The 26,429-nt window shown below is 46.4% G+C and carries 19 protein-coding genes; 12 read left to right on the forward strand and 7 right to left on the reverse strand.

The window, feature by feature from the left end; genetic code table 11:
• Positions 1-310: 310 nt before the first annotated feature.
• From AC0KUT_RS04410 to AC0KUT_RS04425, 4 genes are all read left to right on the forward strand, one after another.
• Positions 311-2,254, forward strand: coding sequence for a YfiR/HmsC family protein (locus tag AC0KUT_RS04410; RefSeq protein WP_488833839.1), 1,944 nt, complete (start codon positions 311-313; stop codon positions 2,252-2,254).
• Between the two features lie 263 nt (positions 2,255-2,517).
• Entirely contained in the window at positions 2,518-4,692 is a 2,175-nt protein-coding gene (locus AC0KUT_RS04415; protein ID WP_488833841.1) for a TonB-dependent receptor plug domain-containing protein, read from the forward strand.
• Positions 4,693-4,721: 29 nt separating this feature from the next.
• Positions 4,722-5,621, forward strand: a complete 900-nt coding sequence (locus tag AC0KUT_RS04420; protein WP_488833842.1) for a citrate synthase family protein — start codon at positions 4,722-4,724, stop codon at positions 5,619-5,621.
• Positions 5,605-6,531 (forward strand): citrate synthase family protein, encoded by a 927-nt coding sequence (locus tag AC0KUT_RS04425; protein WP_488833843.1) that lies wholly within the window; start codon positions 5,605-5,607, stop codon positions 6,529-6,531. The genes AC0KUT_RS04420 and AC0KUT_RS04425 overlap by 17 nt, the downstream gene beginning before the upstream one ends.
• A gap of 110 nt (positions 6,532-6,641) precedes the next feature.
• On the opposite strand, the gene AC0KUT_RS04430 is transcribed toward AC0KUT_RS04425, so the two are convergent.
• The 5 genes from AC0KUT_RS04430 to AC0KUT_RS04450 form a co-directional block, all read right to left on the reverse strand.
• On the reverse strand, positions 6,642-9,200 hold the full coding sequence (locus AC0KUT_RS04430) for a two-component system response regulator (RefSeq protein WP_488833845.1): 2,559 nt from the start codon (positions 9,198-9,200) through the stop codon (positions 6,642-6,644).
• Positions 9,201-9,295: 95 nt separating this feature from the next.
• Positions 9,296-11,122 (reverse strand): thiamine pyrophosphate-binding protein, encoded by a 1,827-nt coding sequence (locus AC0KUT_RS04435; protein ID WP_488833846.1) that lies wholly within the window; start codon positions 11,120-11,122, stop codon positions 9,296-9,298.
• A 265-nt stretch (positions 11,123-11,387) separates the two neighbouring features.
• Entirely contained in the window at positions 11,388-12,248 is an 861-nt protein-coding gene (locus tag AC0KUT_RS04440; RefSeq protein WP_488833847.1) for an ABC transporter ATP-binding protein, read from the reverse strand.
• 81 nt (positions 12,249-12,329) lie between these two features.
• Positions 12,330-13,316 (reverse strand): ABC transporter permease, encoded by a 987-nt coding sequence (locus AC0KUT_RS04445; RefSeq protein WP_488833848.1) that lies wholly within the window; start codon positions 13,314-13,316, stop codon positions 12,330-12,332.
• An 89-nt stretch (positions 13,317-13,405) separates the two neighbouring features.
• A complete protein-coding gene (locus AC0KUT_RS04450) occupies positions 13,406-14,827 on the reverse strand; it encodes a CmpA/NrtA family ABC transporter substrate-binding protein (protein ID WP_488833849.1) in 1,422 nt (473 codons plus the stop codon).
• A 535-nt stretch (positions 14,828-15,362) separates the two neighbouring features.
• Here AC0KUT_RS04450 and AC0KUT_RS04455 point away from each other — a divergent pair.
• A complete protein-coding gene (locus tag AC0KUT_RS04455; RefSeq protein WP_488833850.1) occupies positions 15,363-16,523 on the forward strand; it encodes a hypothetical protein in 1,161 nt (386 codons plus the stop codon).
• Positions 16,524-16,547: 24 nt separating this feature from the next.
• Here AC0KUT_RS04455 and AC0KUT_RS04460 read toward each other — a convergent pair whose 3' ends face one another.
• Positions 16,548-17,075, reverse strand: coding sequence for a DUF3833 domain-containing protein (locus AC0KUT_RS04460; RefSeq protein ID WP_488833852.1), 528 nt, complete (start codon positions 17,073-17,075; stop codon positions 16,548-16,550).
• A 317-nt stretch (positions 17,076-17,392) separates the two neighbouring features.
• Between AC0KUT_RS04460 and AC0KUT_RS04465 the strand changes: the two genes are divergently transcribed.
• The 7 genes from AC0KUT_RS04465 to AC0KUT_RS04495 all read left to right on the forward strand — a co-directional run bounded on the left by AC0KUT_RS04465 (position 17,393) and on the right by AC0KUT_RS04495 (position 23,998).
• Complete coding sequence (locus tag AC0KUT_RS04465; RefSeq protein WP_488833854.1) at positions 17,393-18,247, forward strand: 3-keto-disaccharide hydrolase; 855 nt, start codon at positions 17,393-17,395, stop codon at positions 18,245-18,247.
• Positions 18,248-18,249: 2 nt separating this feature from the next.
• Positions 18,250-18,858: a flavin reductase family protein gene (locus AC0KUT_RS04470; protein WP_488833856.1), complete on the forward strand. Its 609-nt coding sequence runs from the start codon at positions 18,250-18,252 to the stop codon at positions 18,856-18,858.
• 95 nt (positions 18,859-18,953) lie between these two features.
• Positions 18,954-19,433: a glutathione peroxidase gene (locus AC0KUT_RS04475; protein ID WP_488833859.1), complete on the forward strand. Its 480-nt coding sequence runs from the start codon at positions 18,954-18,956 to the stop codon at positions 19,431-19,433.
• 127 nt (positions 19,434-19,560) lie between these two features.
• Positions 19,561-19,911: a DUF3147 family protein gene (locus AC0KUT_RS04480; RefSeq protein WP_488833861.1), complete on the forward strand. Its 351-nt coding sequence runs from the start codon at positions 19,561-19,563 to the stop codon at positions 19,909-19,911.
• Between the two features lie 72 nt (positions 19,912-19,983).
• A complete protein-coding gene (locus tag AC0KUT_RS04485; RefSeq protein WP_488833863.1) occupies positions 19,984-21,105 on the forward strand; it encodes a retroviral-like aspartic protease family protein in 1,122 nt (373 codons plus the stop codon).
• 92 nt (positions 21,106-21,197) lie between these two features.
• Positions 21,198-21,710 (forward strand): pyridoxamine 5'-phosphate oxidase family protein, encoded by a 513-nt coding sequence (locus AC0KUT_RS04490; protein ID WP_488833866.1) that lies wholly within the window; start codon positions 21,198-21,200, stop codon positions 21,708-21,710.
• Between the two features lie 476 nt (positions 21,711-22,186).
• The gene (locus AC0KUT_RS04495; protein WP_488833867.1) at positions 22,187-23,998 is read left to right on the forward strand and encodes a hypothetical protein; all 1,812 of its coding nucleotides are present in this window, start codon (positions 22,187-22,189) and stop codon (positions 23,996-23,998) included.
• A gap of 235 nt (positions 23,999-24,233) precedes the next feature.
• Here the strand turns inward: AC0KUT_RS04495 and pelA are convergent, their stop codons facing one another.
• Positions 24,234-26,297, reverse strand: coding sequence for a pectate lyase (pelA, locus tag AC0KUT_RS04500; protein ID WP_488833868.1), 2,064 nt, complete (start codon positions 26,295-26,297; stop codon positions 24,234-24,236).
• Positions 26,298-26,429: the final 132 nt, after the last annotated feature.

The following is a 26,429-nucleotide window of genomic DNA, read 5'->3' on the forward strand; positions in this document are numbered from 1 at the left end:
TTGTGTTGCTTATCTTCATAATTACTACTTTTGCGCAGTAGTATTCTTCTGCCCAACCTTTTGTTATCTAAAGGCCTGAGGGCAAGCCTTCTCTTAATGAATCGTCTTTTTCGCGTTCTCGTGTGTCATTCTGGACCGCCTAAAACTACCCAAATGCGCCTTAGGCAACTAAGCTAAAATACTTTAGCGAGAGGAATACCCGAATTCTAAATCTCTTGGTGATTACGGAGGTTAAATGCGGGGCTCGGCTATTGGTTTAACGTATTGGTCTAAAATATTGGTTAAGTTGCCATTTTCACATGGGAAATATATGACGATAAAAGTAGAGCCCAGTCATTTTTTACGGCGAGTGAGTATTTTTTTACTTATTTGTGGTTTATTCCTATCTGTGTCAGTGGCCGCTGATGTCGTAAATAAAAATAAGGTGACGGCATCTTATTTATATAATTTCTCTAGAAATATTATATGGCCTAACGAAGCTACCAAAAACTCATTTGATATGGCGATCTATGGCAGCGACAATCAAGGCGTCTATGCTGAGCTAGCAGCACTGCAGGATAAGCTTCGTTTACGTCGCTTGCCGGTTAGGGTGACTCATCTTAATAGCATTAAAGCTATGGGCGATTATGATTTGGTTTATGTTGGGCGAGTCAGCAATGCTGCGCTAGCAGATATTTATAGTGCTATCGAAGGCCGGGCTATTTTGGTGGTTACTGAGGGTAACCTGATGAAGCAGTGGGTAATGATTGATTTGACGCAGACAAAAGATGATCGAATGCAGTTCGAGGTCAATAATTCCAATATTATCAATCACGGGCTTAAACCGCTGCCAGAGCTAATTTTAAATGGGGGTAGTGAAATTGACGTGGCGAAACTTTATCGTGAAGGTCAGGCTTCTTTGGTCAGTTTACAGAAGCAGCTCGGCGCGCGTGAAAAATTATTGCATGAATTGTCAGGCACTATTCAGTCTCAAGAATCACTTAATGAAAATTTGCGCCAAGAGCTTAAGCAGTTAAATGTAAATATTAAGCAGAGTGATAGCCTTATAGCGCAGCAAAATGCCGAGCTAGAGGAGCAGCGTGAGCGAATTATTCGCAGCAATGGTGAGCGCGCGCGCTTGCAGCAAGAGGTTGATGTACGTACTCGCGAACTGGATGTGCAGCAAGTACAGTTAACGGAAATTGGTGCGGCCATTGATAAACGCGAGCGGAGACTCTCTGAACTTAACGACACTATTGCGTTGCAGGAGCGCGAAATAGATCAGCAAAAAAATGCCATATTTGGCTTGGATGAAACCGTTGATGCACAGCAAACCGTATTGCGTTATTTGTGGGGTTTGGTGCTGCTGGGTCTGTTGTTGCTGATTACTATTTTCGCTGCCTATATTATGAAGCAGAGAGCAAATAAACGGCTTGCCGAGCACAGTCAAGAGTTGCAGTTGGCTAAAGACCGCCTAGCGATTGCGAAACGAAAAGCTGAGGCTGCCAGCCAAGCTAAAAGTGATTTTTTGTCTTTAATGAGCCATGAGTTACGCACACCCTTACAATCTATTATTGGTTATAGCGAAGTTGTAATGGAGGAGTTGAAATCGCAGGATGACGATGAACATGTACAAGATTTAATGCGCGTAATCAATAATGCAGAGCGATTACTGCGTTTAATTAATGGTGTATTGGATATGGCAAAAATTGAGTCTGGCCATATGGGGCTAGATTTGACTGAAGTGAAATTATCGAGCTTGGTGGATGAGGCGTTAGATAATTTACGCCCTTTGTTTGAACGTAATGCTATAAAGCTCAGTGTCGCGGTGAAAGATGGGCCTCATTTGCCTACGGCAGATCCAGAAAAATTAGTGCATATTCTCATTAATCTTTTAGGAAACGCCTGTAAATTTGCCCATGGGGGCGAGGTGAGTGTCAGTGCAGAGCATCTGCCCAACCTGATAGAGCTGCGTGTTAGCGATACTGGTATAGGTTTATCCGAGCAGCAGCAACGACAAATTTTTGATCCTTTTTTACAAGTGGATAGTAGTAGTACCCGTAAGTTCCAAGGAAGCGGCCTAGGGTTGTCCATTTCTCGTCATTTTTGCGAAATGATGGGTGGTAATATTCGTGTTGAAAGTCAATTGGGCGCAGGCGCTACTTTTATTGTTGAATTGCCATTGCCAATAGTACCAAAGCAGTCGGCGCTCAATGCCAGTGCCCCTCATGATCGCTTTACCAAATCTATAAATACAAAGAATGATGCGTGTTAATGTTCGTGCATAAGACGAACGCTAATTTTTACTCATTTAATCTAACTGCTTACCAGGCTGACACTGGCGAATCGGTAAGCGTCAACTATGGTTAATGAAATTGATTGAGGTGTTGTGATTTAATGTGTTTAGATTAAATAGAAATTAACTGGCTATTGAAATGTTAATTTTAGCGTATTTGATACTGTCATAATGGCGGGTTTCTATTTTTTAGAAAGATAAAGTCAGCGGAATGACGCCGTTTTTTGTAAAAGGTTGTCATCATGAGTGCTAAGGGGTTTACAGTTTGGCGCGCTAAAGCGCTTATTTGTTTAAGTTTACTGTTTCCTTATTATTGCTCGGCTAATGCAGAGCTGCGGGCTGTTGACGACTTTTTTAATCTGTCATTAAGTGAGCTAGGGCAGGTTAAAATCTCTATTGCTACAGGCAATAGTATTACTCTCGATAAGGCGCCCGCGACGGCAAGTGTTATCTATGCAGCAGAAATTGCGGCTATGGGTGCACGTAATCTTAATGATGTGCTCGAAACTGTACCGGGGCTTCATGTTTCTCTCTCCTCCTTAAGCCGCCTTGATGCGGTTTATTCTATGCGCGGTATACACACTGGTTTTAACTCTCAAGTGCTGCTTCTACTTAATGGGGTGCCTGTGCAATTTAGCTTGCAGGGTGGGCGCCCAACACTATTGCGTTTGCCCGTAACCAGCATTGAGCGTGTTGAGGTTATTCGTGGCCCAGGCTCTGCTATTTATGGTGCAGATGCTTTTGCTGGGGTGATTAATGTTATTACTCGCAGCCCCGGCACAACGGAGTCGCAGTTAGGGATTGGTATGGGCAGTTTTGGCGAGCGCGATCTTTGGCTTCAAGCTGCAAATAATCAGCCTGACTGGGGGGTGTCGCTGTCAATGTCTTATCAAGAGAGCGATGGCGATAGTTCGCGTCGAATTAATCAGGATTTCCAAACTTTTTTTGATGGCCTATTTGATGTGAATGCCTCGCGCGCGCCGAGTGCATTGGCGACACGCTATAAGCTGCTCGATACCCATGTCGCTTTTACCCGTGAACAGTTGCAGCTCAATTTTTGGAGTTGGATATCGCGCGATGCGGGCATAGGTGCAGGCGCGGCGCAAACGCTAGATCCAGAAGGGCGCGACGACGGCAATATACTGATGTTTGACGGCAGCTATCATCTAAATCAGCCCGATGATGTTTGGCAAAACACCATCAGGGTGAGTCACTTACACTATGAGCTGAAAACCCATTTCAACTTATTTCCTGCTGGTAGTCTGTTGCCCATAGATCAAACAGGAAATTTTAGTCCCCTCAACCCTGCCGGTATTGTCTTTTTCCCAGAGGGGATGATTGCAAATCTCATGGGCAGTACGGACGATAGTCAGTTGGAATATGTGGGGCTTTTTTCTGGCTGGGAACGGCATAGATTGCGTTTAGCCTTGGGGGTTAAACGGCAGGAATTAGATGCGGGGGAGCGTAAAAATTATGGGCCGGGTGTGCTCGATAGTTCTGTTGCTGTAGCCAATGGGCAGCTCACAGATGTCAGTAGTACACCCTATGTATTTATTCCTGATAGCCAGCGCAACTTACACTACCTGTCGTTACAAGACGAGTGGCAACTGACACGCGATTTACAGTTGACCGGTGGCCTGCGTTATGACGACTACTCTGATGTGGGCTCTACCAGTAACCCACGCCTTGCTTTGGTCTGGTCGGCAACTGAAAAGCTCACCAGTAAACTGTTGTATGGCAGCGCCTTTCGTCCCGCTTCTTTTTCGGAACAATATTTTCAAAATAATCCAGTGTCTTTGGGTAATCCTGATTTGCGACCAGAGCGTCTGGAAAGCGTTGAGTGGTCGTTGAATTATCGTTCGAATAGCCATTGGCAAACAACATTGACACTGTTTGATTATCAAGCCAAAGACATGATTGCATTTGTGACCAATCCCAATAGCGGTATAGCAACGGCGCGCAATGCGCTGGATCAAGACGGCCAGGGGCTAGAGTGGGAATTAAATTGGAAACCCGATACCAGCTGGCGTTTGAGCGCTAATTATTCTTTGCAGAATGCGCGCGATAGCGTTACAGGTGAGAAAATTGTAGATGCGCCTAGGCAGCAATTTATGCTTATGGGGCATTGGGAGTTTGCGCCGAGCTGGAGTTGGTACGGACAGTTAAATTGGGTGGGCGATCGTCCGCGCGCTAAGAATGATGTAAGCCCGTTAGGGCCACCGCGCGCGGCTGTGGCAGATTATATGTTGTTTGATATGAATTTACGGCGTAAAAATATTTTGCCTAATGTTGATATGAGCATACGGCTGCGTAACTTCACGAATACTGATGCACGCGAGCCCAGCAGTGGAATATTACGCGAGGACTATCCGCTCGAAGAACGCAGTATCTGGCTGCAAATAAATACCTATTTTTAAACCTTGTTTGACTCACGCTTGGAATGATTATGCCTGATGATTCTCTACCGTTTGCTGTGCAGAGTGTTGCTGCAGCAGATGTCACACCAACAAATGCAGTCTCAGAAGATCCTTCCGCTGTTAATGTTTCAATCCCAGTACGAGACCATGAGCCCGTACGCAGCCGTAATGATGCATTTGCAGAGCGTGCGGCTACGCGTATTTGGCATGAGCAGCCCAGTGAAGAAAACCCCTATATTGCGCAAAGTGCGCGCTGCTATGGTTACGATCTCTCGGCATTGATGCAAGGGCGTAGTTATGTTGATGTTTTTTATTTGCTACTGCGCGGCGAACTGCCAGAACCAGACGTTGCGGAGTTATTGGAAGCCTTAATGATAGGTTTTATACACCCAGGGCCGCGCCATCCAGCGGCGCGAGCAGCCATGAATGCCGCTGTCGGCAAAACTGACCCTTTGCATATTTTACCTATAGCGACTGGAGTGATGGGCGGGCAATATTTGGGTGCCGGTGCAGTTGAAAGTACTATGCGTTTCTTGCGTAAAAATTTGATGTCGGATCCCGCTGCTATGGCGCTGGATTTGATCGCACAACCTGAAAATCAGATACCCGGCTTTGGGCAAATTTATGCAGGGATTGATCAACTTAGTGTCCAGATTGCACAAAACTTATTAACCTTGCCCGCGGCTGGCGCTGCGCTGCGCTGGGGGCAGGTAATGCACGAACAATTGGAGCCGCACAATCAGGGCTGGCTAAATGTGGGTGTTGCCGCTGCAGCCTTCTGCGATTTGGGTTTTCAGCCGCGCGCAGGCGGCGCCCTCATGCAGTTACTCTGCGCTCCTGGGTTATTGGCGCAGGGTTTAGAGATGGCGAATAAGCCTATTACCGCCATGCCTTTTGTAAAGGATGAAAATTATGTCCTCAAATCTTGATCAGCTAAATTCTGCAGCCTTACATCCGGAAGCATTAACTCAAGAGGCATTACATTTAGAGCAACTGCGACAGGCAGCCAACAAGAAACAGCGCGATGAAATTGATTTTCTGGAGCAGCGTCGCGGAAAAATTGTGAGTCACACGGGGGGATGGTTTCCTGGCAAGGGTGTATTTACCCATGGTTATTCATTATTGGATGAATTGGTTGGTGAAAAAACCTATATGCAGCTGCTGGTATTGCAGGCAACAGGACGGCTTGTTGATGCACCTTTAGGGGCTTGGATTGAAGCAATTTATGGCTGTCTCAGCTGGCCTGATCCACGTATTTGGTGCAATCAAATTGGCGCTCTGGCGGGAACTTCGCGCTGCTCGGTCGTAGCCGCAACCGCATTAGGTGCACTAGCTGCGGATTCACGCACCTATGGCGCGCTACCGATTGTGGAAGGTGTGGCTTTTATTCAGACTGCGCTCGCGCAACATGAGGGCGGCATGACCCCAGAAGAAATAGTGTTAGCCTCGATCCCAAAGCGCAATGCTAAGCCAGTCATCGTCGGCTACAAGCGCCCTATTGCCAAAGGTGATGAGCGCATTGCCGCGATGGAGCGAGTGGGGCATAAGCTTGGATTTGTTGAAGGGCCGCATTTGGCGCTGGCATACAAAATAGAGCAGGTGTTGCGGCGCGACTACGATGAAGGGATGAATATTAACGGCTATGGTTCAGCTTTTATGGCTGATCAGGGGTTTGAGGGACAAGAGCTGTATCAAATGTTTGCACTTTTGGTCGCCAGTGGCGTTACCGCCTGTTATCGCGATGCCTATAATCAGCCGGCAGGGGCATTTCTCCCTTTGCGCTGCACTGACATTGATTATCTGGGGCCTCCTGCCCGCGCTTTACCCTTGAAAAACTAATAGCCTCACTATGCTTTTTAACGGGCGGTGAGGGCTCGTTCTTGCTTTTGTGCTTTCCACGCAGTAAGGCTTATGGTTGTGATTAAGTATTTAATGTTGCGATTCAATACTTATGGTCGCCGTTGTTGTTGCATTTGAGTGGGTGGGGCGGGGAATAATTCCTCCAGCGGTTGAGGGCGACCTATGTGATAGCCCTGCACAAAATCAATTTTCATCTCTATTAACAGGTCTAGTATTTCTTCGTTTTCCACATATTCTGCAACAGCCTTTTTCCCTAATGCTTGAATAACTTGAATAATGGAACGCACCAGTTTTTGATCAACCTTGTCGCGATGTAGGTTCTGAATAAAGGAACCATCGAGCTTAATAAAATCTGCGGGTAGCTCTTTTAAGTAGGTGAAACTACTAAAACCTGAGCCAAAATCATCGACCGAAAAACTGCAGCCTAGGGCATGTAGATCGGCAATAACCCGCTGGGTTATTTGCATATTGAATAGGCTGGCACTCTCGGTGAGTTCGAATGTTATGCAGTGTGGTTTAACCTGGGTTTCCTGCAGGTTTTGCACAATGATAGGCACCAAGTTTTCATCCTTAAACGCCTGTGCAGATAAGTTGATGGCAATGTGCTTAAGTGCGGGCTGCTGCTGTAGCGCGCGCGTGGCTAAGTTGATCACGCGGCGATCCAAAAAGTGCATTTCTCCCGAGGCTTCGAGTGCGGGAATGAACTCATGAGGGCCGACAATCTTCCCATCGAGATCGCGCATTCGGATGAGCGCCTCATAGTAGGAAATTTCATTTTTGGTTACATCAAAAATAGGTTGAAAGTAGAGCAGCATGCGATCTTCGGTAATAGCTTTACGCACGCGTTGAGCCTGATCGAGGCGCAGGCGCAGCTCATCGCTGTCATTATCAGCGGGGCTAAATTGATGAATTAAATTGCGTCCGCGCCCCTTGGCGACGTAAAGCGCTATATCCGCACGGCGCAAGTGTTCCTGTGGGCTATCAACGCTGCTGTCTATGAGTGTCATGCCGATACTACAGCCCAAGTTAATTCGCTGTGACTGTAGCTCCACGCTGAAATCACTAATGTTGCGTTGAATATGTTGGGCACAGGCAAGCGCTTCTTCGCTGGTAATATTGCGCAGCAGGAGCGCAAATTCATCGCCCCCTAGGCGACAAAAAATATTGGGTTTACGAATGATTCGATTCAGTAACTGAGCTACATCGTGCAGTACTTCATCACCTTTTTGATGACCGTGAGTGTCATTGATGATTTTGAAGTGGTCTAAATCTATATAAATCAACCAGTGATGCGTATGCTGTTGCAGCGCTTCGCGCGTTAACTTTTCGAGGGATTGCTCGAAATGATGACGATTATAAAGTTTGGTCAAAGAGTCGTGAGAGGCAAAAAATTTAAGTTTTTCTTGCGCTGTGCGCTGTGCGGTAACATCGTTTAAACAGACCGAAAAGCGTCTGGGTCTATCGAGGGTGTCATCCCCATTGTTATGTAGCATGCTGACTTGCAGTTGCACCCATAATTTTTTTTGCTGCTGGTTCGTTAGGCATAAGTCTACGTCAATATGCTGTTCGCTGTGTTGTCGTAGCGCGCTCATGCGCTCTTTAAATAACCATAGTGGGTGCGCATCTTCAAGCGCGATAAAATCTTCTAATGGGCGCCCCATCGAGGACTGGGGATTAAACCCCATAAGTTTTTCCCATGCACGGTTGAGAAAGCAAATCGTCAAGTCGTCATCCAGTTCCATCACAACCGTTTGTAAGGTGTCTAATAGTTGGTGGTGGCTTTCATAGAGGCGGCGAAATGCTTGTTCGCGCTCCTGTAGGGATTTTGCGCGCTCAGCAAATTGAGCGTTGCTAACGAGGTAGTCATCTCGGCGTAGCGCTATGTCGCATACTTTTCGTAATTGATCTGCGCGAAAAGGTTTGGGAAGAAAATCAACCGCACCTAAGAGCATCAATTCTTCTGCCTGATCAATGGCTGCGTGCGCCGTCATAATAACGACAGGTTGATTGGGGTTGATGCGTTGAATCTCTATTAACACTTCGCGCCCTGATAGGTGCGGTAGCATCACATCAAGCAGTACTAAGTCTTGTTGTCCGGCCTCCCAGGCCTTAATGCCTGCAATACCGTCGCCCGCAATTTCTATGTCAAATGCAGCAGATAAGAGCCGGCGGATTAAATCGGCTGTATCGGGCTCGTCTTCAATAATTAATAGTCGCGGTTTAGTTATACCACTTTTGGGCTCGATACAAAGTTGCTCCACCATTGCGGGCAATTTTTCAAGCTGATTGAGCGCTAATAAAAAGTTAATACCGTATTCGCGTGCGGTGATTTCGGCAATGCGCTCGCACCATGTGCTGGTCATGATGATGATCGGCATGTCGGCGCGACACTCAAGAATTCCGCTGCGCACTAAGCGCGCGAGACGCCACCCATCCATGTCTTGAGTGTCGACATCGAGGATAAGCAAATCTACATGAAGTTTGCGCAGCGCGCGCAGCGCTTTGTTGGCAGAGTTAACCATGGTGAGCTGGGTGCAGCCTGCGTTGGTTAAGTGTGCAAAAATTTGGTCGAGTGCCGATTCATCCTGATTGACTATGAGGATATTGAGTGTTGCAGCACTGGTTGGTATTGTTGAATTGGATGACACTCATCGCTCTCCTCATTGGTATGAGGTTAAGATTAGCATAGAAGTATTATTTTGAATTTGTACTATGGGTGTGCATTTTTAAAATTTATGTTGATTTACCCGCCAGGAGTGGCTGAATCAGGCGCGTTTGATGATGTCGTCGAATGATGTGTGGCGGCGAGGCCCTTTACGCGTTCACCCATGGGCGGAATTTCTGTCCCATCAATTCGCACATCTAATAATGTGGGCCCATCTTTATTTAATAGTCGCGTTAAATCCAGTGCGACCAAATCTAATGGTGAGCGAATAATAATGCCCTCTACATCCATCGCTTGCGCCATCATCGCAAAGTTTATTTGATTAAGTTGCCAGCCTATGGATTCTTGTCGTCCTAGCGCCTGCCCATGTTTTACCATGCCGAGCGCCGAATCATTTAATACTAAAAAAATAATGCACAGCTTTTCTTGAACTGCCACGCTAATTTCTTGCGCGCTCATTAAGTAGGAGCCATCGCCAACGATGCAAACCGTGGGTGCGCGCGGATTTGCCAGTGCCGACCCTATGGCAGCGCCTATGGCCCAAGCCATAGCCCCATAGCCCATAGCAATACGATAATTGCCGCAGCTGTTGGTGCGTGTTAAATAGTGTGTCGCCCAAGACCAGCCATTGCCGGCATCTACATAGATACGCGTATCTTCTGGTAGCTGCTGGGCTAAGTAACACATTAAACGTTGAGGCTTGAGCGGGATTGAGCTGGACTTACATTTTTCAGGCTCGTTAAATGGTATGTAACCGCCATTGCAATTTTGGCTGCGCTCGGGGATTAGATTCTCCCAGCGTCGCCCTTGTTGATGAAGTTTACGCAAGGGTGTTAAAAGTCGTTCAAAGATTAAGTTTAAATCCCCAAAGACATGAAAGCTGGCCATAGGTGAGCGGGTAAAGTGTTCTATAGCGGAATCTATGTGCACCAATTTATCGTTGAGTAAATCGCTGCTCCAACCGCTGGTGCCCAGCTCACCGAGGGCGTCGCCTACCGCTAGAATCAAATCTATATCGGGGTGTTGGAATATTTCTTTCGCGCTGTCATGGCCCGCAAAGCCATAGACACCGCAGTAAAGTGGATGTGATTCGTTGACCCAAGCTTTACCCATAGGGTTAGTAACAAAGGCGGCATGGGTTAATTCAACAAACTCCATTATTTGTTTGCTGGCTGATCCTGCATTTTTACCAATATAAATTGTGATGTTTTTGGCCGCGGCAATTTTCCGAAAAAGCTGGGCAATAGTGTTGTCATCGGCCAGAGAAAATTGATGGTCTAATATTTTACTGGGCAGCGGTGCGTGAACGCTTGAGGCTTCGCGCAAAATATCGGCGGGAATGCTGATGTGGCAAGGGCTATTAGGCTCGCGGTGGGCAGCCATAATGGCGGCGACTAATTTACCCTCAAGTTGCTCAGCGTGAGACACGAGTGTGTTATAGCGCGTGACATAGCGAAACATGCCGACAGTATCTACGGCAGTGCAGCTCGACTCCTGCAGCGCGCGCTTGCCAAATTTTGGCAGTGGCGTTTGTGCGGTAATGACGAGCATGGGGATGTCTTCCAATTGCGCTGAGGCTACGCCAGTGATTAAGTTGGTCGCGCCTGGGCCGGTGGTACTACACACCACACTCATCTTGCCAGTTTCACGATAATAACCATCGGCCATAAACGCGGCACCGCATTCGTGGCGAGCAACGACTAAGCGTGGGCCATTTTTGCGCTCGCTACGTGCGAGGGCATTTAAGAGTGGCTCTATGGCGCCGCCGGGAACACCAAAAACAGTGTCAATACCGAGGTGTGCTAAATAGTCCACGATAAGGTCGGCGTAGGTACTCCGGCTTTTGATTAGGCTTAGAGGCCCATGTTGGTTGCTCTCAGGAGTCATATGGATTTTTTTCGGCATAGGAGCTCCATTGGTCGTAGCCAGTACAATACAGAGATGTGATGAGGGATATTTGATTGCTTTGAGTGTAGTAGATGTTTGTTGCGGAATGGGTTTTAGGTGACAAATATTATGGGTTATAGATATATCAATCTTATCGGTTATGCATTAGCTAGCAATATTGCAGACATAAAAAAGCCCCTGCAAGCAGAGGCAACAGAGGATGGTTGGCCGCAGGGTTCACGGCGTCATAAAGCTAAATAGCTATTGTCTGCTTGAGTGTTATCTAGGCAACGCTTTTAGATTTTTCGCGCTCATTGTTTTCACTCGGTTTAGTTTGGCGCTTTGCTTCAATAGGTTCGACTTTGCGTTGTTTTTCGTAAAGGAAACGCAACACCGCCGAGCGATAGCCGTTGTAGGTTGGATCGTCTGCTAAATCTAAACGATTGCGGGGGCGCTCCAATTTCACATCGAGAATTTCACCAATGGTGGCAGAGGGACCATTGGTCATCATCACAATACGGTCGGACAGCAAGACAGCTTCGTCAACATCGTGGGTAATCATAATCACGGTGTTGCCTAATTCATTTTGGATTTCCATAAGCGAATCTTGTAGATGGGCGCGGGTTAATGCATCAAGTGCACCAAAAGGCTCATCCATTAATAATACTTGGGGTTCCATCGCGAGCGCGCGGGCAATACCAACGCGCTGCTTCATGCCGCCGGATATTTCATCGGGGCGCTTGTGCATGGCGTGAGTCATGTGTACTAAGGCAAGATTGTGCTCAATCCATTCACGCATTTCTGCTCTGGTTTTTTTGCCTTTAAATACCCGCTTCACCCCAAGTTCGACATTTTCATAAGCCGTTAACCAAGGTAGCAGCGAGTGATTTTGAAAGACGACAGCACGTTCGGGGCCAGGTTCATTCACTTCTTTACCGTTAAGCACCACGCCGCCGTAAGTGGCCTGGTAGAGCCCGGCAACTATGTTGAGAACGGTAGATTTGCCACAGCCTGAGTGGCCAATAAGTGAGACAAATTCGCCTTTGGCAATTTTTAAATTTACATTTTGTAGGGCGCAAAAAGGACCTTTAGCGGTGGGGAAATCTATACCGACTTGAGTCAGTTCTAAATGTGCGTGGCTCATAATTTTTTCCTCTGTATTGCTATTTAGGGTGGTGTTAGCAGGGCTGAAAAAGCGCGCGGCTACACCATCTCGCTATGGGTATTAACGGACAATGGCTGTTTTGTCCCAGTTCAACCAGGTTTGCAGCAACAGTATGGCGCGATCCAACATGAAGCCTATGACGCCGATAACCAGTACGGCGACACAGATGCGGCTGAGAGAGTCGGACGATCCATTTTGAAATTCATCCCACACAAATTTTCCTAAGCCTGGGTTTTGCGCCAGCATCTCAGCAGCAATCAGTACCATCCACGCGATGCCAAGTGATATACGCAAGCCGGTAAACATCATGGGAATTGCCGATGGCAATACAATTTTAATGACGTGTGTAAACCAGCCCAGACGTAATACACGGCTAACGTTAATCAAATCTTTGCTCACGCCTGCAACACCTACCGCGGTATTGATCATGGTGGGCCAGAGGGAGCAGAGGGTGACGGTAAACATGGAGATTACAAAAGATTTAGAAAACAAAGGTGATTCCGATGTGTAGACGGCGCTCACAACCAGTGTGATAAGTGGCAGCCATGCCAGTGGTGATACGGGTTTAAATATTTGAATGAGAGGATTAAAGGCTTGGTAGAGACGTTGGTTCAATCCGATCACAATGCCAATAGGGATTGCAATAATCGTGGCGGCAATGAAGCCACACAGCACTGTGATTAAACTAGTAGTGATCTTGTCAAAAAAGGTCGGGCGTCCGGTAAAGTTGCGCACTCTTATTTCTGCATTGGGGTCTTTCGCCAAGAGCGCTGCATTGCGTTTGTCTTGACGTATATAGAAATCGGTGGCGCGCTGCTTCTCTGCGACATGTTCATCAATTAAGTTGTTCCACTGGGTGTAAACCTGAGTTGGTCCAGGGAAATCGCCGAGTGACGTTTTAACATGGGGCGCGCTCAGGCTCCAGAATGCGAGGAAGCACAATAGGCCAATGAGTGGCGTCAGAGTGGATAAAATTATATTGCGAATTTTTTCACTTGAAGGTATTTCTATTTTTACATTTTTAAGTTGTGTTAATGCAATGCTCATGACATTTTCCTCTGTGCCTGCAGCAGCGCTTGTGGCGCTACTGCAGTTATCGCTATTTTGATTGTTATATAAGGCGGGTGAAATCTGCCTTACATTTTTTCGTCGGCTTTTAAACCTATTGCAAACTTGGTGAGGTACTCATTGGGTTTGGTTGCATCAAATTGCACGCCGTCGATAAACTTGGTGTCCTCAGGTGCGCGGAAGCCAGTGGTTTTGTCTAAGTCCGGGAAGTCTGCGGCAGACATTTTCTTTTCTTCGATCAAGTCGGCAACGGCTTGGCGATAAACATCAGGCAAGAAAACTTTTTTAGCCGTTTCTAGATACCAGCTGTCTGGCTTGGCTTCACCAATTTGGCCCCAGCGACGCATTTGCGTTAAATACCAAATTGCATCTGAGTAGTAGGGGTAGGTGGCGTTGTAGCGAAAGAATACGTTGAAATCTGGTTCGTTACGCAAGTCACCGCGATCGTACTCAAATTTACCGAGCATAGAGTTAGCAATGACTTTGTAATCAGCACCTACATAGTGACCGGCAGAAATCATTTTTGCCGCCGCTGCACGGTTAGCATTGTTGTTTTCATCGAGCCATTTTGCAGCACGAATTAAAGCCTTTACTACGTGGATGTGCGTGTTAGGGTTTTTGGTGGCCCAGTCTTTTGAAACCCCAAATACTTTTTCGGTTAGGTTGCTGTGAATATCGCGGTTGGTGACGATGGGTACACCTATGCCACGAAAAACTGCTTGTTGATTCCACGGCTCGCCCACCATATAGCCTTTAATGGTGCCAGCTTCTAAGGTGGCGGGCATTTGTGGTGGTGGTGTTACCGATAAGAGTACATCGGCTTTAAGTTGCCCGGTGATATCGCCAGTGGCCGGTGAATAAAAACCGGGATGTATACCTGCGGCGGCTAACCAATAGCGAATTTCATAGTTGTGGGTCGATACGGGGAATACCATTCCCATAGGGAAGGTTTGCCCAGCATTTTTTGCTTTTTCAATGATTGGTTTTAATGCGTCAGCTTTAATGGGGTGAACCGGCTTTCCATCTGCACCTAGGGGTACATTTTTCTTCATTTGTTTCCAAACGTCGTTGGCTACGGTCAATCCATTTCCGTTTAGATCCATGGTGAACGCAGTCACTATGTCCGCGCTAGTACCGAAACCAATGGTAGAACCAATAGGTTGGCCTGCCAACATGTGTGATCCATCAAGCTCGCCGGTAATCACTCGGTCGAGAACTACTTTCCAGTTTGCCTGCGCTTCCAATTCAACATCTAAGCCTTCATCTTCGAAGTAGCCGTTTTCGTAAGCTACCGCGAGTGGCACCATGTCAGTGAGCTTAATAAAACCAAATTTCAAACTTTCTTTTTCAGCTGGGCCAGTTGCCGCTTGCGCGCTGCTTGCCAAGGCCAGTGCAGTAATAATGCCTGCGCTGGCTTGAATAAATTGACTAAGAATTTTTTTTACGCCGCTGATATTTCTTACTGACGCGTGTTTTGCGGTATCACACATAAACTGCTCCTGGCTGATAAAAATTAAGTAGTAAAAATGGCAATGCTTTTGATAGTGCTTGAGCGACTTTTTTATTTTCTGCAAACGGTTTTAAAAATTAATTAAAGCGTTTGTATTTAACGATCCTTAAAAAGTCTTTTTTTGAATGTTCACAAATAGGTGTATTCAAACACTGTGCCAATTAATGTAAAACGCCATAAGAGTGCAGATTGTTGCCGTTAAAACAGTGCTTTGCTTCGTTTTGCACAGTGCTGATACACGAAAAAAAGCAGTGCGCTTTTTTAGTACCTAAAATTGATATGGGGATGTGCATTTTTAATGTCGGTGATGGTGATGCTGCGCACTTTTTTTGCGCAGGCGAGGCTATTGACGCCACATAGACGGCCTTGGCGTCTATCCATGTAGTTGGTTGGGTGTGTACTTTTCGAAAAATCACTATATTTTTCTGGGGCTTAGGGGTTTCAGGCGCTAAGGGAAGACGGCGAATTTAGATCTATACTAACGTTAATTTTTGAATCCTAAGAGCCAATAAGCCATGAAGTTCATCCGACTTTTGCTATTTTTTTGCCTGACCGTGCTGTGTGGTTGTGCATCGCTGGTGCAAAAATCTCAATATTCGCCCGATCCGAGCAGTTTAGCGCGCGCGCTGGGTGGCGACTTAATTTTGGGGCACAGTTATGAGGATGAGGAGTTGCCAGAAATTGACCTCTTCAGCCTAACCCCAGCTATGAAAGCCTTTGCAGACCAAATTGCAATGCGCGAACCACGTAGCCGTCGTCGCGCGGAGCTGCTACATCAGCAGTTAATATTGCCGCAAACTGCGGGAGGCCGTGGGCTTACTTACAGTGCGCGCACCACCATTACAGGAGCTGAGGCATTCCAGCAAGCTAAGGCTAATTGCCTTAGTTACACCTTGCTGTATGTGGAGCTGGCGCGCTATTTGGATTTGGATGCGCGTTATAACGAGGTTATTTTACCGCCCTCTTGGAGTATGCGTGATAATGACACCTTCATCTTTATGCGGCACGTTAATGCGCGGGTGGTTTTTTCGCATGCGCTCTGGGGGGCATGGGGTAGAGATATGGGGAGAGTGGATCAGCGCGATATAGTGGTGGATTTGGAAATGCGTCGCTATCGTGAGGACTACACCCAATACCCGATTTCACGCACCGCGATTGCTGCGCAGTTTTACAGTAATCGGGCGTTGGATTTGGTCGCAAAGGGTGATGCACGGCAGAGCTTCCTACACCTGCGCAAGGCGTTGCTCTTAGCGGGAGATCTGAGTTATCTATGGAGTAACATCGGCAGCCTTTATCAGCGGCAGCAAATGATGCCAGAAGCTGAGGCGCTTTATTTAAAAGGGCTAAGTTATAACCCAAAAGACCTTACCATAATGCACAACTTGGCTAGCCTTTATGAAGACATGGGCGATCAAGCGCGCGCCCAATTTTTTGCGGTGCAGGTGAGTGACCATCGCAAGGCCAACCCTTACTTCCTTTATATGCGTGCACAAGAGCAATTGGCGCAAGGTAATTTAGATGAGGCGGCACGAAGGATTGAGGCCGCGATAAAAAAATTGCCACAGGAGGCATTGTTTTATGAATTTGCTTTAGACATCTATACGAAGCTGGGTAATTCCAAAAAGATAAAACAGATGCGTAGAAAGTTGGATGATCACCAGCGCTCAGCCAGTTGATTGAGCTGTTTGGCATTTTTAATGCTAAGGCACGGCTTTTTTGCGAATGACCAACTGGATGCTGCCAACTTTAAAGCCCCACTTGCGCAATGTGGACTCATTTAAAACAGTACTGTGATCAATACGCCACATCCAATCCTCCACGCTCAGTTCCAGCGGTTTTCCTTTATAGGTGATCGTTAGGCGATAGTTTAGTTGCATGGCATTACCTTCAACCAAGGCAATATTTTGGCCAATTACATCATTGGCTGCTGCTTTATATCCTCGTTCAAATGGCGTCAGTGTCCAGGTACGTTGTTGCAACTCGCCATCATTAAAATGAAAAATTTCTTCCAGCGTGCCGACTCCATCAACCCAATTAGCTGAAATATTCGCGGTAAAATAACGCGTAACCTTGCCAGAACGATTTTTAATCACGCCATGTGCTTCTAGCTCGCCTGCAAAAAACGCTTCAACGTCAAAGGCCGGTTTGTTTTGGCTGTATTCCTCGATGGATTGGTGGCTGCAGGAACAGAGAAATGTCATGAGTAGGGTGACCGAAAGAAGTTTCATGTTTACCAACTTTAAACTGTTAGATGTTAGGGTGTGTTACGCCGAAAGGGACAAAAACGATCATTGGGCGCCCTTGCCGAGGGGCGCGAGTGTTGTTCGGGTTACTTGCATGATAATGTGGCGCAAGTTGTGCCGAATATTGAAGTTGAAGTATTGATGGTGGTGCTACTGAGCTTGAGTATTAACCTTAGTCGCGTTTTAAAAAGGTAAAGGACTGTAAGAATGCTTGTGTAGATATCAACAATCCCCCCAACTGCTAACTATGGCGGCATAGTGCAGTCACAATAATTAACGTCCATCACATTTAAGAGCGCCATATGAAATCCTTTTTACGCTTCATGAGTTTTATCTTGTTATCGTCACCGTTATTGGCTGCGCAGCTGCTAGCGACAGATTCGCCCCTAGCATCAAAGGAAGGTCAGGCCTGGCAAACTCTGTTTAATGGTAAAGACTTAAGTGGCTGGGAACCCTATGTAAGCTATCAGCCCGAAACAAATGAGTACAACTTAAAGTCCAAGCATCAACCGCGCGGCGTTAATGACGATCCTAAAAAAGTGTTTAGTGTGGTAGATGGCATTCTGCGTGTGTCAGGTGAGGAGTGGGGTGGCTTAACCAGCCTTGCTGAGTTTGATAATTTTCATCTCAGCTTTGAGATCAAATGGGGCGACAAAAAGTGGCCGCCGCGCTTAGACGTGGTGCGCGATAGCGGCATGCTGTATTTTGCTGTGGGGCCTCAAGGTGCCCAGAGTGAGCATTGGATGCGCAGTCATGAATTTCAAATTCAAGAGGGCGACAGCGGCGACTATCACAGTTTAGATGGCGTGACTGTAAATGCACACGTGGGTGATGCCCATGAAGGTGATTGGAAATTCTATCGCTACGCGCCTGAGTTGCCACGCAAAGATAATATTGCCGCGCGCATTTTAAAGCTGGGCCTCTATGAGAAACCGCGCGGTCAGTGGGATACCATGGAAATTATTGCCGACGGTGAAACCTTGATTCACAAGGTAAATGGTCATGAGGTTTTGCGTGCATTTAATTCCCAGCAAACTGTCGCAGGTGAGCGTGTGCCGCTTATGCGTGGGCATCTGCAGATTCAGTCAGAAGGTGCTGAGGTTTTTTATCGCAATATTAAAATACAATCCTTAACTAAACCTGCGGCTGATTATTAATTATGAATTTCAGGGCGCAAGACTTATCAGCGCAAGCCGCTTACCAATTGCTTGTAGGTGCTATAACGCCGAGGCCTATAGCTTGGATTACCAGCCTCAGTGCGACAGGGGTCTTAAACCTAGCGCCCTACTCATTTTTTACGGTGGCGAGCTGCTATCCTCCGGTGTTAAGTGTGACGCAAGTGAATCCGCGCAATCGTCTGGAAAAAGACACCTTGCATAATCTGCGCACCACCGGTGAATGCGTCGTTAACATTGTCAGCCGTGAATTGGCCGAGCAGATGAACGCGAGTTGCGCTGAGTATCCGGCGGACGTTTCAGAAGTCGATGCGCTCGCCATTGTCACTGCACCAAGTCTGCAGGTTAAGCCTGCGGGCATAGCGGCAGCAGGTGTTCGCTATGAATGTACGCTGCGGGAACTCAAAACGATTGGTGAGGGGCCTATGGCGGGCACTATGATGTTTTTGGATGTTGTGGCTATCTATGTTAACGATGCGGTTGTAGTTGATGAAAAAATTTCAGCCGATTTATTAAATACTATCGGGAAAATGGGTGGTAATGAATACACTACAACGGCAACTCGGTTTTCACTGGCACGCCCAGTTCTGTAAAAATATTGCCGCAGTCAATGTATAGCTCCGCAGTCAATGCATATAGCTCTGCAGTCAATGCATAGGTAAGCCCACAAATGAATGAGGAGCAAAGTATGAGTGAATTTTATCAATTCAGCGCTAACCGCTTGGCCGGTGAACCACAGCCCATGGCGGACTACGCCAACAAAGTTGTATTAGTGGTTAACACCGCCAGTCAATGCGGCTTTACACCACAATATGCGGGTCTAGAAGCGCTCAATAAAAAATATGCTGCGCAGGGGCTGGTAATTCTCGGCTTTCCCTGCAATCAATTTGGTGGCCAAGAGCCTGGTACTGCGGATGACATCTCGCAACTTTGTCAGCTTAATTATGGGGTGAGTTTTCCAATGTTCGCCAAGATAGATGTGAATGGCGCCGAAGCACATCCTATCTACCAATGGCTAAAGCAAGACAAACCGGGATTTTTGGGAGAAGCCATAAAATGGAACTTCACCAAGTTTTTGATTGGTCGCGATGGCGTGCCTATTAAGCGCTATGCGAGCATCACAAAACCTGAGGCGCTAGAGGATGACATAGTGGCGGCCTTGGGGTAACTCAGGGAGTTAACATCTAGACCATGGCAGCGTTTTATTGCGTGATGGGTTTAGATTGTGTGCCAATAATAGCTGCACAAAAAAATAAATAAACTTTGCGTATCATGATTTGATCGAGTAAAGAAACATGAATTGGATAATAACGAAATACCTTATAACGGCTGCTTTGGTCGTATTGATTTCTGAAGTGGCTAAACGCAGCGATAAACTCGGCGGTTTAGTTGCAGCACTGCCGATGGTAACGGTATTGACCTTGATCTGGCTTTATGTAGAAAATCAACCGACCACCAAGATTGCCAACCATGCGTGGTACACCTTTTGGTATGTAGTGCCAACCTTACCGATGTTTTTAGTGTTTCCCTGGATGCTGGCCCGCTGGGGCTTTTGGCCAAGTCTTTTGGCCTCGGTAGCGATCACTTTAGCATCATTTGGTCTTTTCGGTTTATTGGTGCGTCGCTTTGGTATTATGCTTTGGTAGCTGTGTGTGCACTTTAGTTATTTTTTAAGGTCACTGGATATCCTAGAAGAAAAATTTTGATAAGTTACTCATATGAAATCGCTGACAATAATAACGATGATGGGGTGTGCCTTTGTGGCAGGCATGGCGGTGAATGAATATCGCCATGGGCTAGGTGCTGCGAGTGACGCCATTCACAGTGCTATTAACATCGATGGCACCACAGATGTGCGCCAGCAGCATGCTCAGGTTTTAACAGCACCATCTACAACAGACCCTTCTACAACAGCTCTCGCTATATTAGAGCCCGATGCGGCACCTCATGCTGAGTTATTTTCTTGGGCGCGTATTCAGCAGCTGTTAGCGGTCAACGATGTGGCCGCAGCAGAGCGGTTGCTGCAGGCTTATGTGAAAACGCACAGCGGTTCAGCTCAGGCATGGTTATATTTAGCGCAAATTTATCAACAACAACATAAACCAACTTTAGCTTTGGAAGCTTGGTTTCGTTATTTGGATGTAGAAGTTGATGTGAATTTGCGCGAGCAGGCCTTGTCCCAAATCAAAGCTTATTTGGTTGCACTTTATCAAGATAAACTATTTCAATTGCCCAATGGAGCAGGCCCCAGTTGGTTAATTGCACAGCTTGATACGCTGGTGAAGAGTACCGCCGATGATGGCGCACTACACCTCATGTTGGCAGACTTACAGTTGCAGGCGGGCGATGAATATCAAGCGCAATATCACGCACTCATGGCAGCCAATGACCCCGCAGTACAATCCCAAGCGGAAGCTATTTTATCTAAGTTGGGCGGTGGCGCTGAAGTAACAGATGAGGTTGCTATACCGCTTGCCCATTTTGGTGATCAATATTTGGTGGCTGTGTCTATCAATGGTAATAATGCCAAATTACTCTTGGATACTGGCGCATCTATTAGTGGTGTGTCTACTCAATTTATTGCTAAGTATCCCTATATTGTGGGGGCCACAAAGCCAATTCAGTTGAATACGGCGAGTGGTGTGGTGGAAAGCTATTTGTTTGGCGTAGACAGCTTAGCTATGGGCTCGCTGTTGTTTCAGCGCCATATGTTGGCCCGCTTACCTATGGGTGATATGACTCAGTTTGATGGTTTGCTTGGAATAGATATACTTGGGCGTTACGATTTTGTAATAGACCGCGATGCTATGTTGTTGCGCCTAACTGCACGCAATAAATAGAACACCTGCAACTCAAAATATTTTATAAAGAATGCCGAATATTCATTTCTCATGTTGCAAGTCTTTTCTTGCATAATAAAAAGGAGCCTTTGATGGGCAAGCGCTTTGATAGTATTTCACTAGAGCACCAAGATTTTATCGCACAGCAAAAACTTTTTTTTGTCGGTACGGCTACAGACGATAGTCGCGTAAATATTTCTCCCAAGGGAATGGACTCATTGCGGGTATTGAATGCCAATCGTGTTGTTTGGCTCAATGTAACAGGTAGCGGTAATGAAACGGCGGCGCACCTACAAAGCCATTCGCGCATGACCATCATGTTTGCTGCTTTTGAAGGTAATCCAATTATTTTGCGGCTTTATGGTCATGCGCGCTGTGTACAGCCACAAGATGATGCCTGGGCTGAACTCTATGCTGAATTCAATCCTCTGCCTGGTGCGCGACAAATTTTTGATGTGCGCATTGATTTGGTGCAGAGCTCTTGTGGAATGGCGGTACCTTTTTTCGATTATGTGGAAGAGCGCGAACAGTTGACCCGCTGGGCACAGGGGAAGGGTGAAGAGGGAGTTAAAGCCTATTGGCGCGAAAAAACCAACTTAGTCTAGATGCAAACCCAATAGATATGTCGAAAAGCTTTTGATGGGGCGATGAAGTATTATTCTTCTGGATGGATTGCCAAAAAATAGGGTTTTTTTCTAATTAAAATAAACCCCTATATTCCAAAGTGAGACCTGCTCCAACGTAGCTACTTTCGGCTTCTGATGCCTGTGCTAATCTTAAGGCAAAACCGCCACTGCATATTATTCATATGAATATTAAATTTTCTATAGCCTCTATCGTATTGGGTGAGCTCAGTCTCGTTCTTATGGTGGTATTGGCATTTTCAATTGCACACATACTGCGCCAGAAAAAAATCATCGCAAAAATGTTCGAAAAGCTTAATGCCACGGTTGAGGAAAGTAAGAGTAGCGAGGCCTTCTACAATAAAAGTAAGGCGGCAGCCGTTAAAAGCTCTTTAGAGGACTATTTTAGCCGCGCTATCGAGGACGCTTCGCAACGCTTTGAGCGATCTACCGGCAATGTGCAGCCTACATTTAATAATGATGATCCGTTTAGTGGAAAAATTGCAGCGCTGCGACATTTGTACTTAAGTGCGGAATATGAGTTATACGCCGAACGCGGTATTACCCATGCTGGTTGGGGCCTGCTGGAGCGCAGGCTCGGAGAAATACTCAAGTGGAATAATCAGAGTACGGATCACCTCAAACAGAAAATTGAAGACTTAGAGAGTCAACTGCAAGAGCGTAGTGACGGACTCGCTAAGCAACAACATAATAATGAAGAGTTGCAGCGAGCTTTGCGAGACCTTAAAAGAGAGCAGAGCAAGCTTGAAAGTAATAATACTGAAAGCTCTGCAGTGATTAGCCATCTTCAGCATACGTTACGAAAATTAAGAGTTGCTCAGCGTGAGCCGATGGACGAGCTGCCAGGGTATACCAGCTCTCTGGATGATGCCTATGTGGATGGATTTGGCGGCGCGAGTGACGCGCAAAACAATAATCTCAAAGGGCTTTTACAAGAAATAAAAAGCTCTCAATTTAGCTATAGCCCCGAGCAGAGAAAGCGCATCGACAGCCAAGTCAATAAGCTTGAAGTGGAACTGTTTAAATCAGATAACCATGTCAATGGTCTTAAGCAGCAGCTAAGGCGGGCAAAATTACAACTTGCCAATTATGAGTTAATGCTTAAAGAAAAACCTCCTGTAGGTGATCTCGACTCTATGTATGAAAATATCATGAGCCGAATGGCGCCTAAAGATGTAAATGATCCCGATTCCATTATTGCTGAAATTAACCACTTGAAAGAAAGTAATAATGTGCAGCATGAGACTATGCACGACTTAGAGGGTGAAATTACAACCCTGAAGGAATCCATTAATGTTGAAGATTCTACAGACGTAAATAAGCAAAAAGAACAGGAGATTAATCGCTTAGAGCGGCTCGTTAAAGAATGCCAGGGCTGTATTGAAATTTTAGAGAGCGAAGTGGATAGTCTCTATTTTCGCCTACAAGAAGAGACTGCCCAGCTGGAGCGCACGCAACTAAAATTGCCCGCGCATGAAAATAATGAGGGTGCTGGAGGGGGCGCTGAAAGTGAGCAGCCTGCTATCAGTGATGAAATTGAGTTGCTCTTGCAGGAGTTAGAAAAAACAGCGGTCAATTACCAACATGTGTACGCTATTAATAATACCTTTTTATCGTTGGTGCAGTGCAATGCATTTGATGATCTGGTTCAAACATTGGTGGGCTTTATTGAAAGTTTTAATATCCAAGTAGCCTTTTATATTGATTGTGCCGCGGGGGAAAAGGAATATATTCCTGCCAATAAGTTTAACGAGCAGCAGAGGCAGAAACTAATATCATCAGATAGTATTGAGCCTGTGGTGCATGTTGAGGATGGCACTTTATTTGTGTATCCCAATATTCGCGCTATGACCTCTAGTGCTAATCTTAGCGATACACCGGCAATGCTTGATACAAATTTTAAAATGGTTATTGAGGTTGCTAGTGAGCGTCTTAAGTATCTCGGTGGTGTTGAGCTTGAAAATAATGATGTATCGGAATTTGTCGAAAAAAAGAAAAGTATAAAAAATATGCTTAATAACTTAAATATTCGCTATGCCTTTCAGCTGGATGAAAATCGTAAGACCTTCGAGAATTTTATTTCGGAACTAAGACGCGCCTACGCTATATTAGAGCTGAAGGGCCCCGGTGTGGTTGTGTTTGACAATGCTATCAATGAATTTGAAATGAGAATGACGCTTTTACTTGAAAGCGGTGATGCTATTGATGGGGAGATTTCTAACCTTGTCGAGCAGATGGAGGCTGTATGATCTATAGCGGGGATCTAATTGGGTGTTAAATGCTTAAGTTTGCAATGCTAGGGTAGGCCTGAGGGAATAGGGAATAAGTACTTTGTGGTAGATTTTCTGTAGATAGCAACAAGCGGGTTTTGTTAGAAATTTATATTGTGGCAGGTTTAAGTAGGTGTAGTGTTTTTAAAAATGAAAGGCAGCTAGTTTGTAACTAGCTGCCTTTTTTTGGTGGGCTTTCTGAGTTTAATTTGGTTTAGTAACCTACACTCGCCGCATAGTTAATTAAGTTGCTGGCGTAGTCTCCGCCCCAGCTGTAACCGTTACGACGCTCTGCAGAAATTTGCATAATGTCGTAGTAGGTGCCGCCGTCGCGATCGCTAAAGAAGCCGCGATTGGTGTCGAGCTTGTAGAATCGGTACCACATTTTACTGCCAGCTTTCGGAACAATTTTTTCTTCAATGGTCTTGTCGTAGGTGTAGTTAGCAAGATAAGTATTGGGGCTTTTGAACCAAGCTAAGCCCGCTTTTACTGCTGTGGTTACAGCCGTGGTTTGCGGTTGAGTCATTAGGAAGGCAATCACTTCTATTGATTCGCTGCCGCTCAATGATTCCAGCTCGTAAGCACGCGCAGCTTTTGGTAAATAGTCATCTTTACCGTGTTGCGCGCACCATACGGTGAGCTTACCGTTTTGCTTCCATTGTGACTTGATGATGTAGTCAACGCCTTTTTCTACCGCTACTCGTGCTTTTGCGCGTTGATCGTCGGTGATCACGTCGGTGTCATAGGGAGCGTCTTTTTGCACAATATGTTGTAACACAGTGAGGACGCGCGACATGGCGTTATCATTAAACGTAACATGATCTGCATAGCCGCCTTTTAGCGGGTAAAACTGTGGCCAGCCACCTGAGGAGTATTGCGCCTTGAGGGTGTAGTCCATAGCTTTACGCACTGAATCACGGTACTTAACATTTTTATTGTTGCGATATACATCCGCTAAAAACGTCATTTCCAGAGTGGTTGCGCCATTGTCAAATGTACCTAAGCCATCGCCACCTGAACCTGCAGCGTCATAAGCCTGATTTTTTGGCCATCCACCATTGGTGTATTGATGAGACAAAATAATGTCAGCGCTGCTTTGCGGCCATTCGGTTTTGTACTTGTTGTAGCGTGAGTGCACGGGGTTACCATCTTGCGACAGCATATTTCCGTTGCCGATCACAGGTGCGCTGGATGCAGCCATTGATGAAGAGCTTTTTGGTGTGGAGCTGGCAGCAGGTGCGCTGCTAGCTACAGGTGTACTGCTGGCAGCGGGTTTGCTGCTCGCTACTGCACTGCTTACAACAGTGCCACAGGTTCCTGCGCTGGCTTGCGGGCCCTGTAGTGTTATAGAGTCTATGTTCGCTAATCCATCGGCGCTGAGCGCAGTGAGTTGCAGGTTGTTGTTGCCCTGTACTAAATCTACATCTACCGATGCAGTTTGCCAGCTGGTCCAACTATTGGTAGAAGGCAGTGCAACGGTGTAGTTACCATTGCTGCCACCATTAACTAGCAGAGAACCATTTCTGTTGCCGCTGCCGCCATTTGCAAAGCGGATAGTGACTGTGTAACGGCTGCTGTTGGATGCATTCACGGTCCACTTAATTGCCGCGCCTTGCGTATTGTCTGTGTTGGCAAAGCCGCTGCCGATGAAGCCGCTGTTATTGTTGTCGATCGAGCCATCAACACTGCAGAAGCCTGGTTGTTCTTCTTGAATCACAAACGTGGTTTGAGCAGCTGCACTTGAGGAACTCGCTGCTTTTGAGCTGAGAGGTCTTGAGCTTGGTGTCATGGAGCTGAGTGGTTTTGAACTGAGTGCTGCAGAGCTGAGCGCAATGGAGCTGGCTGGTTTAGAGCTAGGTACGACGGAGGTTGGCGCAATAGTGCTCGACGCTGATGAGGCTGCAGCAGCGCAGAGGCTGCCGCTCACGACAGCTGCACTTGCGCTCCCGTTACCTTGAAAGCCAAAACTTGCAGAGCCATTTGGGGCCAAGGTACCGTTCCAGCTCATAGAAGTTGCGTTATAGGGATTTGAACCGGAAAGATTGGCATTCCATGAGTTAGAAATGGTGCCTGCGTCTTTCCAGCTTACCGCCCAGCCGGTGACTGTTTGGTTGGTGTTGTTGGTAACCGTAATTTCGCCGGTATAACCTGAGCCCCAGTTGTTGGTAATTGTATAGCTGCAGCTCGCCCAAGTATGAGACGAAATTGCAAGCGACAAACCAGCCAGAATGAACGAACACCCTTTTCGCTTTGTAGAAGTTAGTCGATTGTTTTTCATTATGTATTGCTCACTGTGTGATGGTGTGTATATTTTCGTGGCAACCTTTTGGCGAAGGTTACCGCTATTTTTTGCACTGCTTAAATGCCTGCCCGACTTTTTGTCCTAGCTGTTGTTTTAAACGCTATGCGA

It is taken from the genome of Cellvibrio sp. 25HG11W-0 (assembly GCF_057815475.1).

Excerpts from the sequence above, each read along its gene's own strand:
- AC0KUT_RS04435 (WP_488833846.1), bottom strand. The coding sequence starts at position 11,122 with ATGCCGAAAAAAATCCATATGACTCCTGAGAGCAACCAACATGGGCCT.
- AC0KUT_RS04460 (WP_488833852.1), bottom strand. The coding sequence starts at position 17,075 with ATGAAACTTCTTTCGGTCACCCTACTCATGACATTTCTCTGTTCCTGC.
- AC0KUT_RS04450 (WP_488833849.1), bottom strand. The coding sequence starts at position 14,827 with ATGTGTGATACCGCAAAACACGCGTCAGTAAGAAATATCAGCGGCGTA.
- AC0KUT_RS04420 (WP_488833842.1), top strand. The coding sequence starts at position 4,722 with ATGCCTGATGATTCTCTACCGTTTGCTGTGCAGAGTGTTGCTGCAGCA.
- AC0KUT_RS04475 (WP_488833859.1), top strand. The coding sequence starts at position 18,954 with ATGAGTGAATTTTATCAATTCAGCGCTAACCGCTTGGCCGGTGAACCA.
- AC0KUT_RS04455 (WP_488833850.1), top strand. The coding sequence starts at position 15,363 with ATGAAGTTCATCCGACTTTTGCTATTTTTTTGCCTGACCGTGCTGTGT.
- pelA (WP_488833868.1), bottom strand. The coding sequence starts at position 26,297 with ATGAAAAACAATCGACTAACTTCTACAAAGCGAAAAGGGTGTTCGTTC.
- AC0KUT_RS04480 (WP_488833861.1), top strand. The coding sequence starts at position 19,561 with ATGAATTGGATAATAACGAAATACCTTATAACGGCTGCTTTGGTCGTA.
- AC0KUT_RS04440 (WP_488833847.1), bottom strand. The coding sequence starts at position 12,248 with ATGAGCCACGCACATTTAGAACTGACTCAAGTCGGTATAGATTTCCCC.
- AC0KUT_RS04470 (WP_488833856.1), top strand. The coding sequence starts at position 18,250 with ATGAATTTCAGGGCGCAAGACTTATCAGCGCAAGCCGCTTACCAATTG.
- AC0KUT_RS04425 (WP_488833843.1), top strand. The coding sequence starts at position 5,605 with ATGTCCTCAAATCTTGATCAGCTAAATTCTGCAGCCTTACATCCGGAA.
- AC0KUT_RS04465 (WP_488833854.1), top strand. The coding sequence starts at position 17,393 with ATGAAATCCTTTTTACGCTTCATGAGTTTTATCTTGTTATCGTCACCG.
- AC0KUT_RS04415 (WP_488833841.1), top strand. The coding sequence starts at position 2,518 with ATGAGTGCTAAGGGGTTTACAGTTTGGCGCGCTAAAGCGCTTATTTGT.
- AC0KUT_RS04490 (WP_488833866.1), top strand. The coding sequence starts at position 21,198 with ATGGGCAAGCGCTTTGATAGTATTTCACTAGAGCACCAAGATTTTATC.
- AC0KUT_RS04410 (WP_488833839.1), top strand. The coding sequence starts at position 311 with ATGACGATAAAAGTAGAGCCCAGTCATTTTTTACGGCGAGTGAGTATT.
- AC0KUT_RS04445 (WP_488833848.1), bottom strand. The coding sequence starts at position 13,316 with ATGAGCATTGCATTAACACAACTTAAAAATGTAAAAATAGAAATACCT.
- AC0KUT_RS04485 (WP_488833863.1), top strand. The coding sequence starts at position 19,984 with ATGAAATCGCTGACAATAATAACGATGATGGGGTGTGCCTTTGTGGCA.